Origin of the sequence: Cecembia lonarensis LW9, assembly GCF_000298295.1 — a bacterium.
Taxonomy (GTDB): domain Bacteria; phylum Bacteroidota; class Bacteroidia; order Cytophagales; family Cyclobacteriaceae; genus Cecembia; species Cecembia lonarensis.
In genome coordinates this window covers 1-16,325 of the sequence record NZ_AMGM01000082.1, presented here as the reverse complement: position 1 = coordinate 16,325, position 16,325 = coordinate 1, and the positions used below count along the sequence as shown (strand labels likewise).

Annotated in this window: 15 protein-coding genes; 5 read left to right on the top strand and 10 right to left on the bottom strand. The window is 39.1% G+C overall.

All coding sequences use genetic code 11. The annotated features are described in order from the left end of the window. Nucleotides 1-186 precede the first annotated feature (186 nt). Complete coding sequence (locus B879_RS17310) at nucleotides 187-906, top strand: LytR/AlgR family response regulator transcription factor (protein ID WP_009186512.1); 720 nt, start codon at nucleotides 187-189, stop codon at nucleotides 904-906. Between the two features lie 82 nt (nucleotides 907-988). On the opposite strand, the gene B879_RS17305 is transcribed toward B879_RS17310, so the two are convergent. The 10 genes from B879_RS17305 to B879_RS17255 all read right to left on the bottom strand — a co-directional run bounded on the left by B879_RS17305 (nucleotide 989) and on the right by B879_RS17255 (nucleotide 13,630). After that, nucleotides 989-2,899, bottom strand: coding sequence for a polysaccharide biosynthesis protein (locus tag B879_RS17305; protein WP_162136893.1), 1,911 nt, complete (start codon nucleotides 2,897-2,899; stop codon nucleotides 989-991). A gap of 378 nt (nucleotides 2,900-3,277) precedes the next feature. Beyond that, a complete protein-coding gene (locus B879_RS17300) occupies nucleotides 3,278-4,405 on the bottom strand; it encodes a YjbH domain-containing protein (protein ID WP_009186510.1) in 1,128 nt (375 codons plus the stop codon). Beyond that, a complete protein-coding gene (locus tag B879_RS17295; protein WP_157231679.1) occupies nucleotides 4,392-5,222 on the bottom strand; it encodes a YjbH domain-containing protein in 831 nt (276 codons plus the stop codon). The genes B879_RS17300 and B879_RS17295 overlap by 14 nt, the downstream gene beginning before the upstream one ends. Nucleotides 5,223-5,237: 15 nt before the next feature. Further along, nucleotides 5,238-5,945 carry an outer membrane beta-barrel protein gene (locus B879_RS17290; protein WP_009186508.1) on the bottom strand — a complete coding sequence of 236 codons (708 nt, stop codon included), beginning with the start codon at nucleotides 5,943-5,945 and terminating at the stop codon, nucleotides 5,238-5,240. 11 nt (nucleotides 5,946-5,956) lie between these two features. Next, nucleotides 5,957-7,060 (bottom strand): hypothetical protein, encoded by a 1,104-nt coding sequence (locus B879_RS17285; protein ID WP_157231677.1) that lies wholly within the window; start codon nucleotides 7,058-7,060, stop codon nucleotides 5,957-5,959. Between the two features lie 155 nt (nucleotides 7,061-7,215). Further along, on the bottom strand, nucleotides 7,216-7,734 hold the full coding sequence (locus tag B879_RS17280) for a bactofilin family protein (RefSeq protein WP_009186506.1): 519 nt from the start codon (nucleotides 7,732-7,734) through the stop codon (nucleotides 7,216-7,218). Between the two features lie 6 nt (nucleotides 7,735-7,740). Next, nucleotides 7,741-8,769 carry a ParM/StbA family protein gene (locus B879_RS17275; protein ID WP_009186505.1) on the bottom strand — a complete coding sequence of 343 codons (1,029 nt, stop codon included), beginning with the start codon at nucleotides 8,767-8,769 and terminating at the stop codon, nucleotides 7,741-7,743. A gap of 223 nt (nucleotides 8,770-8,992) precedes the next feature. Then, entirely contained in the window at nucleotides 8,993-9,580 is a 588-nt protein-coding gene (locus tag B879_RS17270; protein WP_009186504.1) for a hypothetical protein, read from the bottom strand. A 1,481-nt stretch (nucleotides 9,581-11,061) separates the two neighbouring features. Then, nucleotides 11,062-12,909, bottom strand: coding sequence for a glutamine--fructose-6-phosphate transaminase (isomerizing) (gene glmS, locus B879_RS17260; protein WP_009186503.1), 1,848 nt, complete (start codon nucleotides 12,907-12,909; stop codon nucleotides 11,062-11,064). 490 nt (nucleotides 12,910-13,399) lie between these two features. Then, on the bottom strand, nucleotides 13,400-13,630 hold the full coding sequence (locus tag B879_RS17255) for a hypothetical protein (protein ID WP_040401017.1): 231 nt from the start codon (nucleotides 13,628-13,630) through the stop codon (nucleotides 13,400-13,402). Nucleotides 13,631-14,651: 1,021 nt separating this feature from the next. Here B879_RS17255 and B879_RS17250 point away from each other — a divergent pair. From B879_RS17250 to B879_RS17235, 4 genes are read left to right on the top strand one after another with little or no spacing between them, the layout of a single operon-like run. Continuing rightward, the gene (locus tag B879_RS17250; RefSeq protein WP_009186501.1) at nucleotides 14,652-15,398 is read left to right on the top strand and encodes a hypothetical protein; all 747 of its coding nucleotides are present in this window, start codon (nucleotides 14,652-14,654) and stop codon (nucleotides 15,396-15,398) included. Nucleotides 15,399-15,401: 3 nt separating this feature from the next. After that, entirely contained in the window at nucleotides 15,402-15,842 is a 441-nt protein-coding gene (locus B879_RS17245) for a DUF5675 family protein (RefSeq protein WP_009186500.1), read from the top strand. Further along, nucleotides 15,812-15,988 carry a hypothetical protein gene (locus B879_RS22890; RefSeq protein WP_169314513.1) on the top strand — a complete coding sequence of 59 codons (177 nt, stop codon included), beginning with the start codon at nucleotides 15,812-15,814 and terminating at the stop codon, nucleotides 15,986-15,988. Before B879_RS17245 ends, B879_RS22890 begins: the two co-directional genes overlap by 31 nt. A 52-nt stretch (nucleotides 15,989-16,040) precedes the next feature. Next, nucleotides 16,041-16,271: a hypothetical protein gene (locus tag B879_RS17235; RefSeq protein ID WP_009186499.1), complete on the top strand. Its 231-nt coding sequence runs from the start codon at nucleotides 16,041-16,043 to the stop codon at nucleotides 16,269-16,271. The last annotated feature ends 54 nt before the right edge of the window (nucleotides 16,272-16,325 follow it).

Below are 16,325 nucleotides of genomic sequence, written 5' to 3'. Positions count from 1 at the left end.
TAAAAAATTAAATTTGATGAAATGAAAAATAAATTATACTGAAAAACTATTAAAGAAATTTATCATTTCACGCGACCAAAACAAAAGCTGTCAAAAAAATGTATTTTATCACATGCAGCAAGCATTTAAATTAGTGAAGGAAGGAAAAACGAACTTTTCAATCTTTTAAGATTAATTAAAAAATAAATGAACAATAAAAAAACACGGGTTCTCATTGTAGAAGATGAAAAAAACCTGGCCTTAAATGTAAAGGAGATATTAGAGCTATTTAATTATGAAGTAATTGGGATTTTCCCAACAGCACAAGAAGTTATTGAGCATTTAGAGAACAATAAAACGCTTCCTGATATTATTCTGATGGATATTTTATTAGAGGGAGATTTGGATGGCATAGACCTGACATACATATTGAGGGACAAGTATGATATACCTATTGTATTTGTGACGGCTTATTCAGACAAGGGAATTTTAGACCGAATTAGTCAGGTTTTATATGAGGGATATCTATTAAAACCTTTTACTAGCGAAAGACTTACATCCTCTATCTATCTTGCAATAAAAGAATTTCAATCCAATGCAGATAAAAAGAAAAATAAACCAACCTTGAAAATAAGGGATAAAGGATACATCGTGCCAGTACCGGAGGAAGAGATTATGTTTCTGAAAGCAGACGGCTTATACACTAAAGTCTTCACAGAAGGAAGAAGTTATATGATGAGGGATATTTTGAAAGACATTGGGTTGAACCTAAGCAGCAACAAGTTTCTTCGGGTCCATAAGTCCTACCTAATCAATATTGATAAAGTTCATTCCATCAATTCTAAAGAGATATGTATTGGAAAATATATCATTCCCATAAGAAGGGGGCTTTATAAAGATCTAAAAAATATGTTAAGCATAAATTAAACTCCTGATTATAGGATAAAATCCACCTAGACTCGCTACTGGATTACTCAGATAAAAAATATCCTGTTTAGCACTTTTTAAATCAGGAGTAGATAGAGCCGATATTTGATTTCTTCTTCTCCTCAGCACAGTCTAGTATTTGGAATTCAGAAAAGGAACTTTTGAATTCAGGTAACAGACGCTTTAAACAGCCTACCAAATAATAATTATCCATGCCCCCATTTAATTCTACCTGAACATTATTGATCTCTTGTTTTATTTCTTCATGATCAAACAACTTTGATTCCACGATTTGAATCTTTTCATGATGCGTTGGAAGTAAATTTTCACCATTACCAATTAGTTCCTCATATAATTTTTCTCCTTTTCTAAGACCTGTCACCTTGATGACTACATCTTGATGTGGTATCTTACCGGACAATACGATCATCTTTTCTGCCAAATCATAGATTTTAACTGGAATTCCCATATCAAAAACATAAATTTCACCACCTTTTCCCATAGATGCAGCTTCAGTGACAAGATTGCAGGCTTCTGGAATAGTCATAAAATACCGCTCAATATCTTTATGGGTAACTGTAACAGGCCCTCCGGCTTCAATCTGTTTTAAAAATAGGGGAATCACGGAACCGTTAGAACCCAAAACATTTCCAAATCGGGTGGTAATGAATTGGGGAGTATAGCAACCTTTTTTCAGACGGTCAAAAAATAAAGACTGAACATATACCTCCGCAGTCCTTTTTGAAGCTCCCATAACATTGGTGGGATTGACAGCCTTGTCTGTACTTACCATGACAAATTTTTTCACACCATACTTCACGGATGCATCGGCCAAATTTTTAGTGCCAAGCACATTGGTTCGTATAGCCAATTTCGGAAAAGCTTCCATCAAAGGAACATGCTTATATGCTGCCGCGTGAAAAACCAGGTCGGGCTGATATTTTCCAAAGATTTGAAAAATTTCCTCCCTTTCTCTGACATCGGCTAATACTGCTTCTATCCGATCCGAAGGAAATCCCCTTAACAATTCTTGCTGTATGTCATAAAGGGCTGACTCAGCCATATCCAACAAGATGATTTTTTGTATATCATATTTCACAAGCTGCCTACACAGTTCACTACCGATAGACCCTCCTGCCCCAGTCACCAGAATAATCTTCCCACTAAAATTGTCGGTCAAATGCTTTTGGTTTAATACTATAGGATCCCTTCCCAAAAGTTCTTCTACACTTACACGCCGAAGCTCTTTGATATCCAATTGGCTATTTCTCCAATCTTCAAATTTGGGAACCAGGCTCACTTTGACTTTGTATTGGTAGGCTATATCAAAAATTTCTTTTTTCCTCCGGTTATTTAAACTTGGTGCCGAAATAATTAACTCATTAACCTCATGCGCTTGAAAAAGTTCTTGAAGTTTTGAGTCACCCCTATAGATTTTAATCCCATGCAAATGCTTGCCATCTTTGGCCGGGTCATCATCCACAAAACCCTTTACTTCGTACTTGAAATTACGGTTCTCTAGGAGCAACTTGCCCAACATGGAACCACTTAAGCCCGCGCCAAAAATCAAAACTTTCCTGACGGGTCTTATATTAAGATGTAACCTTGCAAAAACCTCACGTACTATCAATCTATACAAAATCAACAAGGTAAATGCCATGGGAGAGGCAATGGTAAACCAAATCCATACTCCTCCTTCCATCAGGGACTTTCCGATAGAGTTAAGTAATAGGTGTAAAAAAACAAAAAAGAAGGATGCTAAAACAAAAGTTTTAAATAATTTAAATACCTCAAAGATATCCGTATACCTAACGAAAGCCAAATAGGTTTTATTCAGGTACATCCCGTAAACCAATGGGCATAAAAACATTAAAAAGGCGATATACAGGCGGCCCTCATCCAACGATAAGCCTCCGGAAACTGAAAGTAAATAACCAACAATGCCAAAAACAAATGAAACTAGAAATAAGTCCAATAACAAAACGGCGCTCACTGGTAGATACGGAAATCTCGATATAAGCTTTGCAAGTTGTATTTTTATCCGTAGTGATTTAATAATCATAACTTTATTTAAAAATATTGTAGGAATTAAATTTTAATCAACCTTTAGAAAGGTACGACCGAAGAGCCGGACTTAGAGAAAAAGTAGTTACTAATTTCTTAATTTAGTTGGTTTTTGTAAATCAACTACAAATATTTTTTATACCCCTTGTAAACAAACTAAATTAAACTGAAATACCCACCCTCATGAACCCTTCATTCTATTCAACCATTAATTTTAGAACGTATATGGAGATAAAATAGCAGATATACATAAAAAACTTAATCCTCTATAACAGTTCTTATTGCGTATAAGATTTATTCTGAGTGATTAATGATTAATAAAAGAAGGATGATATTGCCTGATTACATCCTTCAGCCTTGGTGTCCCTAGTCTAAACCTTCGGGCTACTACATCCTCATTATTGTAACTATACTCCCATCGAAATTCTTCTGTAGTCCTAATTTCAACATTATTTGTCCTAAATAACTTACCTGGAAACAAAGGAAAAGCAAATTGAAAACCAAAATTTCTACCACTTCCCGTAATAGCAGCAAAAAAACCAAAATCTACATTCCCATACTGCCTCAACAAATCAAATCTCATACCTCTATCTCTAAATAAAAATTGACCAAAGGTCAAGCCTACTGATACATTAGGAATAAAATTTAACCGATACTCAATGTCAATCAGCAAACTTAAATCATCAATACCGCTAATATATAGCCCCTCTTTTGGGAAAAAATAAAAGCCGGTAACTGAACTTTCAAAACCAACACTTAAAGGACTAGAAAAAGGCATATATCTATATTGAATATCTAACCCATAACGATCAAAAAAGAACAACCCGCCTTTTATGGAAAGAAAATGGTAATTGGAAAATGTTTTAAATAAATGCAAATGAGAAGGGGACAGCCTAATATTCATTTCCTGGGCATCTAAATTATTATTAAGGGGAAATAAAATTCCAGTATGAAGACTTAAACCCGAGAAAAGATAAATTCTTGTATCTAATATTAAATTTGTTTTATTCTGAAATGGATCATCAAACTTCCCAAATCTTGCAGAAAAATCGGGACTAACACGGGCATGAAAACGGTAATTTCCAATTCTATTGCCCTGATTATTCCACAAACCCAAATCATTTGAGCTAAGTTTTGAATAGGCAAAATTAGATGAATTATACTTAGCTACAGGAACATTGTGATAAACAGGAACAAAAACCAGTACTTTTCCTTCTAATTCCCCAATAATCTTACTGGCAAACTCCATACTCTGACGGGGATTTCGAAACAGCCGGTGCTCAAAGAATACTTGAAGGGTATCTCCAGAATCATAAATTATTATTTGTTCAAAACCTTGGTCAAAAAGTTTTTGTTCAAGGCTTTCCTGCGAAAAAACAGGTATTGAAAACATAAAAAAAGCAAATATTAAAACTGCTAAATCACCTTTTTTCATACTTCCTAAGTTCTTTCATATCAAAATTCAAAGGAAAAGACAACCCAAAACTTCCACCAATTTCACGAAAACTGTAGGCATTTAACTGAATCACTGCAAGCTCTTTGTATTTTAAAAACAAACCACCGTTGAGGGCAGATCCATCATATTCACCCATAATTCCCAACCAAGAATATGGCGTCCAAACGAAGGCTGAAAAAAGGCCGTTTAGGTAACGAATATTTAAATCCTTTTTACTTACCAAAGCCAAAGACCTATCTCCCAATAAATTTGAACCAATTCCTCTTGAAACTTCAAACATATATGGCAAACTGTAACCAAGCGTAAAAGAAAAATCACCAATACCAACATCAAAATGTTTGGTAGCAACCAATGCATTATGACTCAGAAAATTAGCAGCAGAACCTGGCGGAGTTAGAATAAGGACAAGGGCAGGAAACTTTTCATTTTCCTTTAATATCCTCAAACGAACATCGGCATGTCTATCACCTATTCCAATTCTATCACGATCCGGCAAATAAGTAATGTTAAAATTTAATTCTAAAAAATCAGTAAAACCCAGCCTAAAACCATAAATGATTTCCCTAAAATAATCGCCCATAAAGAAATTAATAGCATGGTTTTCAGGAAGATAGGAAACATTTAACCCAAAATTATTTTCATCTGTCCAATCAGCTGAAGGCGTCATAACATGACCAGGTCTTCCTAGAACATTGACTTGCCCGAAGCCTAAATGACTATTAAATAATAAAAAAAGAATCGCAACATTGATAAAAATTTTTACAATATTGCGATTCATATTTGATATGGATATCAATTAAAATAATGAAAACTAATCTTCCGAACTAGAAGAGGAAAATAACCTGTATCTTAACGATATACCAATTTCCAAGCCCTTCAGGTCTATGGTCCTCGTCACTGAATTGGCTCCAAATTCAGGAACAAAACTTTTGTTGTAAGCCCCATTATGGAACCTACCCTCTAAACCAACTCCTATTTTCTCATTGAAATAATATTCAACACCGATCATATAATTGATGCCATAATTATTGCCTGAAAATTCTTGGGGAGCCACAGAGCCAGAACCATCAGGAACCAGCCTTAATACCTCATGTTGTATAAAATACCTAGTAACACCCAAACCGGCGTAAGCATTAAAGTTATCAAGAAAACTGTAATTATACAGAACAGATAAACTTGCAGGTATTACACGCTGTTTTAAACTCTCCTGTATCGTAAGATTTCCGAAACTCGAAATATCAGTGTAAGTTCTCGACCAACTACCAATTCTTCCCTCCAAAGAGATACCCTTATAAATAGAGACCTCGGCAAAAATAGAAGGCATGATACTAGAAGCAGTATAACCACCTTGCTCAGAAGGAGGAGTAGTAAAGAAAAAACGTTCATCGAATTCTGAATAATTTCTGGTCCACTGCGATAAGGAAACACCAAATTTGGACAATTGGACCTGGGCTGTAAGTCCTGTTGATAACAATGAAAAACAGGCCAATAGAATAAGTACTTTATTATAAGTTTTCATAGTAGTTCAATTTAGTTCCCTGTACCCTGATTGTGACAATTGTTGAGCGCATTACTTAAGGTATTATTTAATGAAGTTACAGCAGCATTATAACTGGCATTTATCGAACTGATTGAGTTGTTTCTCAACACTTGCGCATTTGCAACCTCAATATTTCTTTGCCGCTGAATACTTTCAAGATTAAAACGATATTGTCTATCCAATATAAACCTAAAGTAATGCATATATAGAACTGTAAAATTTCTTAGATTCCTTGCAAGCCTAGGATTGAATCTCTCAATAGAAGAAGCTGCCCTAAGGTTACTAACTATAAATTCATTTAAACCACGAAGACCATTTCTAAAATTTGTAAGTGCAACTTGATTTCTAGAAGTCAACCGATCGTTTGCGTCTGTTACTCTTCTATTAAAGTTCTGCGTGACCGTATTCAAATTATTGTCTCTTTGGGTATTTAGATTGGACAGAGCAACATCAAAGGCATTTCTAGCCGCATCAGCGCAAGGCCCTACAAGGGTATTCACCCTAAATTGCTCTAAATCAAACTCGATTTCTGAAATAGCATCAAATTCAAACCTGCCTTCTTCCCCAAGATCTACATCATCAGGCAAGTCTGGAAGATCTAAATCTGGAAATAAATCGCCTAAGTCAACTGATTCAGCAGCACCGATAGCTACAGCTAGAATATCTTCATCTACCTCAGCATCTTCTTGCAGGAATTCCTCAACGGATTCTTCCGTAATGTTATCAACAGCAGTTGAGACAGCAGCTTGTTTTTCTTCATCTTCTACCTCAGTCTCTACAAAGTCTGTTACTTTCGTAAGAACTTCTACTGATTCTCTGTCCACATCCTCATCCGATTCTGCGTTTTCTAAGTCATTAATGATTGCAGACGGAGCTTCTGGTACAACCACTGTTGCCTCGACAGCCTCCTCTACTTCAGGTTCCTCCTCTATTACTTCCTCCAAATTGGGAGTATCCTCAAAATCAGCAACAATAAATTGATAGGGCTGAATAAATTCTAAATCTTTACTGTTGCATCTCATAAAGAAAAAGAAGACAGCTATGAGACTTATAGCCCAAAGCATTTTCGAATATAACATTCCGTTTTTGTTCATATCATTTGAGTTTGAGATTGATGATTAATTAAAGTTAGATTATTTGGCAGAGTAAATTTGTTTTAAGTAAATCAAACACACCAAAGGGTAAATGTTCGACATTTGAATATTAAATTCAAAAATGTTTCGGCATTGACTAGTATAGACTTTTAAGACTACCAAACTTCTCCTGATTGGTTTTTAAATAGGTCAGGGATAGTATTTTCATTTTTACCATTTAAAGTTTTATTAGTATGAGAAGATATCCTTTGCTTTATAGGAATGATTACACTCTTAGGTATGTGGGATTTTGATAACTCCTCAAATTCTTCATTAAAATTACTATCCTTCGACTTCCCTTCACTGGAATTTATTTTTCCAAAAAACGAAGCTCCGGTTTGGATTTCAATTGAATTACTTTCAACTCTTCCTTCAAATTTAGAATACTGACCAAAGAAGGCATGTTCATCCACAGATATCAATCCTTCTACCACCCCATGCATTTCTAGATCCTTACAGGATAGATTTCCCTTCACAATACCACTCCGATCAATGACAACTTTTCCTAGCGTTGCTACGGATCCAATTAGTTCACCTTCAATTCTTACATCTGATTCAGAATTTAGATCGCCTTCTAACTTCAATGTCTTAGATAAAATAGTTACTGGTGATAGATAATTTTTAACTTTAGACATGATGAATTAATTTGATGCAGTATTAAAAGTGCATATGACCGTGGAAGAATTGCCTATATCCAGACCTAATGCCTTCGAAGAATCCCCCCCGTTCTGTGCCAAACTGTTATAACAATATCCGATTGAAGCCAAGTTTTGGGCATTATCCGAAACCTTCACATCAGTGATGCCCTCAAACTCTTTTTTGAATTCTTCTACTAAGGTTTCATACATAGCGCCACCACCTGCTAAAAACATTCCGTTTGCTCTGGCAAAATCATTGTCGTCAAATGCTTTTCTTAGGCTGGGAGAAACTACGTCGGCATAATATTGTTTTAAAACAGAATCCCTTAAATCTTTTACATCTACCCTCTTTCGATTTAAAAAAATAAAACCATTCCTAAAGGCTGCATCAATTTGATGCTCGTTTTTCAAATCCAAATAGAATCTTTTCATTAATTCTGTTTCCATTAGCTTAACTGCATACCTTATTCCAAAAGTCGATAAGGAAGAACGCTGGACTAAGCCCGACTCAGTACTGAATATCCCTTCACAGGTTCCATAGCCTAAACTGATCACAAAAAAGTTACCCTTTACATTTTCGTGACTCCTCAGGGCAAGGGAACAGCCAATAGCTTCCGGCATAACCGATAAACTCTCAACTTCTGCAATAAAACTTTTGACACCTCCTCCTGAATAAGGTGCTGTATCAAATTCAATATTATGTTGCTTTAAAAAAAGCGTTTGGGATATTTCCTTGTACAACTGAAAAGTAGAAAAAGGGAAACCAATGGTAATATTCATTGGATTACCAATTTTTTGAACACCAATTAACATGGCGGCTTTAAAAAGTAATTGATAATCTTTTTCTGAAGGTTCTCCATTGATATTTCGATGTGGGGAAACACCTTCATTCAAAGCCAACTGACCAACGATGTAAGCCTTTTTATCATCAAATATTTTTAGGCCCCGAATAAAATCACCTGCTACAAATCTTAAATTTGAAGAATTGGTTTCTATAACGCTTGGGATACGTTCAATATTCACACTTTTCATATTCAAACAATTAATATTTTTCTTATTAAGCATGAATTTAAAAATTATAGATATGCCTGCGACGGCTTTTGAAGACCTTCTTTTTAGTTATGTAGTTTTATGTAAATAAACAGTCAGAAGGCACCTCGAAATTAAAATTGGGATAAAAATAATTATGCTAGATCGCAAAAATTTCACATAGGGATCCCCTTTACTAAATCATCAAAACAAAGGATTAAAAATCCTAATAAAAACTTTTAATTTTCAGGATAGTTTTTTCAATTTTTGCCCAATCTTCAACCATCCAAATCTGCGTATGTCCAAATCTTTCCAACATTAAACCCTTACCACAGCGCGTTTGGATAAAAGCAATAGGATTTTCCGAACAAAGCTGAAGTACAGGATTGATGCGCTCCAGGTTGTATTTCCAATCAGAAAAGCATTCTCCATAATCCTTCAGTCTAACCAAAGTCAATATGCTTTCGCCAGTGTGTATTATCTTGAAGAATTCCGCATATTCCCCTTCAAAAATACCCAAGGAACGCTCAATGATAAATTTTTCCGCATTCCAAACCAAATCCACCTGCACAGGAATCCCTTTCAGATGACTCCGAAAAACCCTTTGAAAAAAATTAGAAGGTAAATCATGCTGCACAATCCAATTATCGGCGTCTAACCTTTTAAACTTATAACAAAACTCTTGTACAAAATCTATTGGGTCAAGCTCAAATGCATTTTCCAGACTGAATTTGGGTTTATCAGTGGAGAGTTTCTTTTTACCGAAGAAAGATAAAATCTTACGCAGCATAATTAAATTAAATATGATTTTCATTGGGAATATTACCTTTTAATCATAGACTTGTGCGACTCTTGTAAGAAATAGTAAATGACTGGTAGGTAAAAAAGAAAGGAGCAGTCAAAAACTGCTCCCTTACTTTATCACTAATCAACTATTATGTTTATAATTTCAAAAAATCAGACGTATAAATTTAAATATTAGTTAGCTTTTGATTATTTTAACCTATTGCAATCTGAGTATCCTTAATCTTACACGTAGTAGAATTATATTTGGTTGAAGAGCCCCTCGGCAAGCTCGGGGAACGGAGTTTAGGTTTGGAAAATTGGGGGAGGGAAGAAATGCGGCTTTGCCGCATTTCTTCCCTCCCCCCCATATTTATTTAAGTCCCGGTGGCCGAGCTTGCCGAGGCCCTCCAATTGATACGTGTAACATTCCGAATAGTCAGATATTGCAAATAAAAAATAAAGAGACCCTATCGAACCTCCTTATTTTAATTAAATAGACCAACGTTAAATTATCAGCCAGATTAGCTATGTCAATTTTGAAAAATTGTTCACTTAGATCAAAAAGTATGACCTAATTTGTAAATGAAAAGCAGGAATGGGAAGTGGATAAGGGATTTGTTGTTCAGTGTTCAATTGTTCAAGGTCGGATCATTAGAGGTTGCCAAACTTTTTTGTTGTTAAATGTTAAGGGTTAAAGCTTGCTCCGAAGAATTCCGGAGGGATCAATTGTTCAAGGTTAAATGTTAAGCGTTAAATTGTTAACTGTTAACCATTAACTTTTAACACTTAACCATTAACATCCCTGTTTTCACACGGTTGCACCGCAGGACCACGGTTGGTGAGCCTGTCGAACCATTGGTGATTGAGCTTTCAGCTCATTTTTTAAAGAAAGTGATCTAATCAGCTGTAAATCATTTCCGAAATCTGACTTTCGAAATCCGACTTTTCTCACCTCATTCTTTACTTTTCATTCATCATTCTCTCTCCTTTTGCCTTTCTATTTTGCCTTGGCTTTTTCTCATATTCCCACCCTGCATCCTGGCTCTGAGCTACCCCGAAAACTTTCGGGGATCCAAAGGGATATTTTCTTAACGCTCAGTCCCCCTACAGGACGGAGGGGAATGGTTACTGCTTTTTTGCTAACAATAGGTTGTGCCTCTGGCACAATTCGAATCCCCATATAAAACCAATCTCCCAAACCAACCAAGCTCCAACCCTTTTTCCTTTTTACTTTTGCCTTGGCTCTTAAACCCATTCTTCACTCTTCATTCATCATTCTACTTTCTCCTCCCACTTGGCTCTTTCTTTTGTTCAGTTGTTAACCGTTAACCATTAACTTTTAACACTTAACCGTTAACATTCATACACCTATCGGGGTTGTTTTGTCACTATTTCAAGCAATTTCCTTAATGAAATTCCTTACTCCCTTAACTCCTTAATGGTTTCATTCCAACATCCGCCCTCCGAAATCCCACTTCCAAAATCCCCCTTCCCAAATTCCTCTACTCATCACTCCACAGTCACCGATTTAGCCAAGTTTCTAGGTTGGTCTACATCACACCCCCTCAATACTGCAATATGATACGCCAATAATTGCAAGGGCACCACTGCAACCAAAGGAGAAAAAGCCTCCTCCACAGGAGGAATTTCAATGACGTGATCAGCCATCGAACGTACCTGTTCATCCCCCTCTGTAACGATGGCGATCACCTTTCCTTTCCTTGCTTTTACTTCCTGAATATTGCTGACTACCTTTTCATAGGAGCTATCCTGAATGGCAATAAATACAACTGGCATCTCAGCATCTATCAAAGCAATTGGACCATGCTTCATTTCCGCAGCTGGATAGCCTTCGGCATGGATATAGGAAATTTCTTTCAGCTTCAATGCCCCTTCTAAGGCAACAGGAAAATTATACCCTCTGCCCAAATAAAGAAAATTCCGTGCCCCTTGATATACCTCTGCGATTTCCTTTACTTTTTCATTCAGCCCCAGCACCTTTTCCACCTTTTGGGGAATGGCCTGTAGGGCAAGCAACAGTTCTCTATAACGGGAACCGGATAAGGTCCCTAAAGCATAACCTAGTTTTATCGCCATCATACCCAACACCGTAATCTGTGCAGTAAAAGCTTTGGTAGAAGCAACCCCAATCTCGGGTCCAGCATGGGTATAGGAACCCGCGTGGGTTGCACGGGGAATGGATGCCCCCACTACGTTGCATACCCCAAAGATGGTAGCTCCTTTTGATTTTGCCATCTCGATGGCGGCAAGTGTATCGGCCGTCTCTCCTGATTGGGAAATAGCAATCACAAAATCCCCTGTATGGATCACAGGATTCCGGTAGCGAAATTCCGAGGCATACTCCACCTCTGTAGGAATTCTGGCAAATTCCTCAAACAGGTATTCTGCGACCAAACCGGCATGCCAGGAAGTACCACAGGCTGTAAGGATAATCCTTTTGGCATTCTGAAATGTAGCCATATGCTCCCTAAGCCCCCCAAGGACCAAACGTTGGTTTTCCGCATCTAGCCTTCCCCTAAGACAATCCGCAATGGAACGGGGTTGCTCGTGGATCTCCTTCAACATAAAGTGCTCGTAGCCGCCCTTTTCAATGGACTCCAGTTCCATTTCCAGACGAATGATATACGGATCCGAGGCTACATTCTCGATATTCCTGATCTGCAGCTGCCCATTTTTGACCACAGCAATTTCAAAATCCTCCAGATAGATTACCTTATCTGTATATTCTATGATAGGCGTAGCATCCGAGGCAAGAAAATACTCCTCCTCTCCCTGGCCCACACCAATTACCAAAGGAGATCCCTTACGGGCAGCAATCATCGTATCCGGCTCCTCTCTATTGATCAGCACCACCGCATATGCACCCACCACCTTGTGCATAGCCAAGCGCAGGGCTTCTTCCAGGGAACAAAAATTATTTTTGTAGATATCCTCAATAAACTTCAGAAAAACCTCAGAATCTGTTTCAGATTGGAAATGATAGCCTTTATGAATAAGATCTGTTTTAAGCACATCATAATTTTCTATGATACCATTATGAATCATAGCAATAGACTCAGACTCGGAGTAATGAGGATGTGCATTTTCATCATTAGGCTCCCCATGTGTAGCCCACCGGGTATGGCCGATTCCAATCCTCGAAGATAGTCCGGAAGCAGTTGACAGTAAAGCTTCCAATTCAGCTACCTTCCCCTTTTTCTTATACACCTGCAGTCCATCCTTATTGAGGAGTGCCACACCTGCAGAGTCATAGCCCCTGTATTCCAAACGCTTCAACCCCTTCAATAAAATGGGTAAGGTCTCTCTATGTCCTATATAAGCCACTATGCCACACATACATTTCTGTTTATAATTGTTTAAAAACTTTCAATTTATTTTTCTTTCATATCTTGAAAAGTAGAGCGATACTGTCAAACTGACAATCTATTGCTAAAAAAGGTCAATCAAATGCCATGGTGAGCCTGTCGAACCACGGTTTTTGAGCTTTTAGCTCATTTTTTTTAACCGCAATGTGCGCAAAGATTTCGCAGAGGGTCGCAATCCTTATAATGAAAAATCAACCTTGCAAGCTCCCGTTGTCACGCGGTTTCACCGCGGGACCACCGTTGGTGAGCCTGTCGAACCATGGTTGGTGAGCTTGTCGAACCACGGTTGGTGAGCCTGCCAAACAATGATTGGTTGGCCTGTCGAACCATGGTTGGTGAGCCTGTCGAACCACTGTTCATTGAGCTTTCAGCTCTTTTTTTTTAACCGCCGAGGACACAATGGTTTTCGCAAAGGGCCCAATCCTTAGGATGAAAAATTCAACCTTACTAAACACCATTCTTTACTTTTCACTCATCATTCTCTCTCCTTTTGCCTTATTTACATTCGCCAAACCCACAGCATCGGCCGTCCCTACAGGACGGAGGGGAATGGTTACTGCTTTTTTGCTAACAATAGGTTGTGCCTCTGGCACAATTCGAATCCCCATATAAAACCAATCTCCCAAACCAACCAAGCTGCAACCCTTTTGCCTTTTTACTTTTGCCTTGGGTCTTATTTTCCTGCCCTTCATCCTGGCCCTGGCCTAAATCCCGATAACTATCGGGACCACTGGATATTTTATTAACGGCCAGTCCCCCTGTTGGGGCTGTTCTTTATCTACAGCCGTGTATTGAAAAGGAATGGAAAGCATTTACAGCTCGGAATTAGTGGAAATTCGTAAGCTCCGCGCCAAATTCTTTTTCCCTTTATGGGTTTCTTAGAAAAACATCAAGATCCCTAAGCATCCTTAAATCAACCCAATTTGTGTAATTTGTGTAATTCGTGGACCAAAAAAGCAGCTTTTCCATCCCAGCCTGCGTCTGGAAGGTGTGTTCATCCTCATCCATCGGTGGTTAAATTCAACTCCTACCGGAGTTGGGCGGACCGTGGACTTAAACTAGCTTCAGCCACCGGGTTGTACCCGGGGTAAATAACCTTCGGTATTGGACGCTTTCCGCGTCCTAAACCCCATATAGAAATAACCTCCCAAATTTACCAAGCTCCAAACCTGTTCCTCATTCCACATTCTTCACCCTCCTCGGCCTCGGCTTCGCTCGGCCACCGGAAATCATTAAATAAAGATAGGGTTTAAAATGTGGCGGAGCCACATTTTAAACCCTACCATAATCGGCAAATTTCATCTAATCTAAGGTTAATCTTTAAGCTTTAAACCCTTAAACTTTTCCCTTCCTACCTATATCTCTCAGTCTCTATGTCCCTAATTCCCAATGTCCCTTTTTCCTTTAGCCATTTCCAAGCTCCAACCACGACAACTTGACAACTTGACAACCACGAAATTCACTCCTCACTCTTCACTCTTCACTCCTCACTCTTCACTCTTCACTCTTCACTCAACACTCAGCACTCAGCACTCATCACTCATCACTCAGCACTCAGCACTCATCACTCATCACTCTTCACTCAGCACTCTTCACTCATCATCCCCCCCTTTTCCGCATAATCCGAAGTATCCGCAGCATCCGCATACTCATTTCCCCAACTCCCTCATTCAACCCATATTTGACCATGTTTCACTTAAAACCATAGAAATCATGGCAAAACAAACTAGTATAATTACCCTAAATGGTAAAGTCGGCGGACTATTATTCTATAAAACCAAAGACGGCTACTTCGCTAGAGAAAAAGGCGGAATTCCAAAATCCAGGATCATGACGGATCCCAAATTCGCCAGAACCCGGGAAAACATCCAGGAGTTTACCGAAAATGCCAAATCGGCCAAACTCTTCATGGATACTGCCAGACCGGCTACCCTAAGAATCGCTGATCCCAAAATCTATACCCGATTGGTAAAGATCATGATGCAGATCCTGAGAACTGACCCCGTCAACACCCGCGGAGAAAGAAAAGTAAGCGAAGGTGACTGGAGCCTGCTCCAGGGATTTGAGCTGAACGCAAGGGCCAGCCTATCCAGCACACTAAGGGTAGAATATGCCCAGGTCAATACCGCTACGGAATGGGGTGTAAGTATTCCTCCCTTCCTGCCGGCAGATTTCCTTATCGTGCCAGAAGGTGCTACGCATTTCCGGGTATTCATTGCCGGACTGTCCATCAACATGCAGACAGGGGAAAGAGCCCTCGAAATGGACACTTCAGAAGAATTGCCGGTAACACAGGCAAGCGGACCTATCAATCTGGCAGTACAAAAAGCAGATTTGAGCGAACCGCATAAAGCCTACTTCATGGGAGTAGAATTCGTCCAACTGGTAAACGGACAGCATTACTATATCAACAATGGTATCCACAATGCTGCCACCATCATTCAGACTGAAAACAGCTAAGCCATGAAGCTCCTACTGCTCAGGCGGTATGGAAAAAAGGAAACCCGGGGCATCCTGTACAGGGACAACCGTCCCCTCTGCAGGACCCTGGAACCTCCTGCCGCCAAATTGGCCCAGCTTCCCTGTCTGCCGGAAGGGGAATACCTCCTCCAACTCGCATATAGGGATAGTAAAGGTTGGTACCTCATGCTCCACTGTCCGGGCAGGGCCATCAAAGGAAGGATCTTTCCCCTATTCCAAGGGCAACACTTCAGAAATCTTTGCATTTCTCCGGTGACTGCCTACAGGGAAAATGGCAGGTTCTCCAAACTGGCCTTTCTCCAGTTAATGGATAAAATAGAGGCATGGACTGCTGAGGGAGAGGAAATAAGCATCGAGATACGGTCCCTTCAAACCCAGACCATACCCAAACCATGGTCATCACAGAAGGTTTTATCGGCCTGATCCTGGGAGGGGTAAGTTCCTTACTCCTATCCCTGATCGCATATTTTCTCAAGCTCCTGGTGCAGGACATCAGGGACCTGAAAAAGGAACAGATGAACCTGCGGGAACTTTGCATCTGGCTGAAAGCCGAGCAAGGGCAACTGTAAAAAGAGGTGCAGAACCTCTTCAATCAATGTAAAAATTAAAAATAAGATCGCTATGGAAACAATCGATGAATTGAAAAACCGATGGAATGCCCCTACGCCACCATTCTTCAAAAAACTGAGGAACATAGGCCTGATGGTAGCAGGGGTGGGGGCTGCACTGATGACCGCCCCGGTAACACTGCCTGCCATCTTGGTACAGGTGGCCGGTTACCTGGTCACCGCAGGTGCCGTTATCACCAGCATCAGTCAGATTACACTTCCCCACGAACCCGAGGAAGAATAATCAGAAACCCTACCTACAAAAAAAATGTCCCGCGAAAGTTCGCGGGACATTTTT

What these genes read in the sequence shown, in the direction of transcription:
- B879_RS17310 (WP_009186512.1), top strand. Translation starts at nt 187, where the DNA reads ATGAACAATAAAAAAACACGGGTTCTCATTGTAGAAGATGAAAAAAAC.
- B879_RS17300 (WP_009186510.1), bottom strand. Translation starts at nt 4,405, where the DNA reads ATGAAAAAAGGTGATTTAGCAGTTTTAATATTTGCTTTTTTTATGTTT.
- B879_RS17290 (WP_009186508.1), bottom strand. Translation starts at nt 5,945, where the DNA reads ATGAAAACTTATAATAAAGTACTTATTCTATTGGCCTGTTTTTCATTG.
- B879_RS17285 (WP_157231677.1), bottom strand. Translation starts at nt 7,060, where the DNA reads ATGAACAAAAACGGAATGTTATATTCGAAAATGCTTTGGGCTATAAGT.
- B879_RS17280 (WP_009186506.1), bottom strand. Translation starts at nt 7,734, where the DNA reads ATGTCTAAAGTTAAAAATTATCTATCACCAGTAACTATTTTATCTAAG.
- B879_RS17275 (WP_009186505.1), bottom strand. Translation starts at nt 8,769, where the DNA reads ATGAAAAGTGTGAATATTGAACGTATCCCAAGCGTTATAGAAACCAAT.
- B879_RS17270 (WP_009186504.1), bottom strand. Translation starts at nt 9,580, where the DNA reads ATGAAAATCATATTTAATTTAATTATGCTGCGTAAGATTTTATCTTTC.
- glmS (WP_009186503.1), bottom strand. Translation starts at nt 12,909, where the DNA reads ATGTGTGGCATAGTGGCTTATATAGGACATAGAGAGACCTTACCCATT.
- B879_RS17255 (WP_040401017.1), bottom strand. Translation starts at nt 13,630, where the DNA reads ATGAAGGGCAGGAAAATAAGACCCAAGGCAAAAGTAAAAAGGCAAAAG.
- B879_RS17250 (WP_009186501.1), top strand. Translation starts at nt 14,652, where the DNA reads ATGGCAAAACAAACTAGTATAATTACCCTAAATGGTAAAGTCGGCGGA.
- B879_RS17245 (WP_009186500.1), top strand. Translation starts at nt 15,402, where the DNA reads ATGAAGCTCCTACTGCTCAGGCGGTATGGAAAAAAGGAAACCCGGGGC.
- B879_RS22890 (WP_169314513.1), top strand. Translation starts at nt 15,812, where the DNA reads ATGGTCATCACAGAAGGTTTTATCGGCCTGATCCTGGGAGGGGTAAGT.
- B879_RS17235 (WP_009186499.1), top strand. Translation starts at nt 16,041, where the DNA reads ATGGAAACAATCGATGAATTGAAAAACCGATGGAATGCCCCTACGCCA.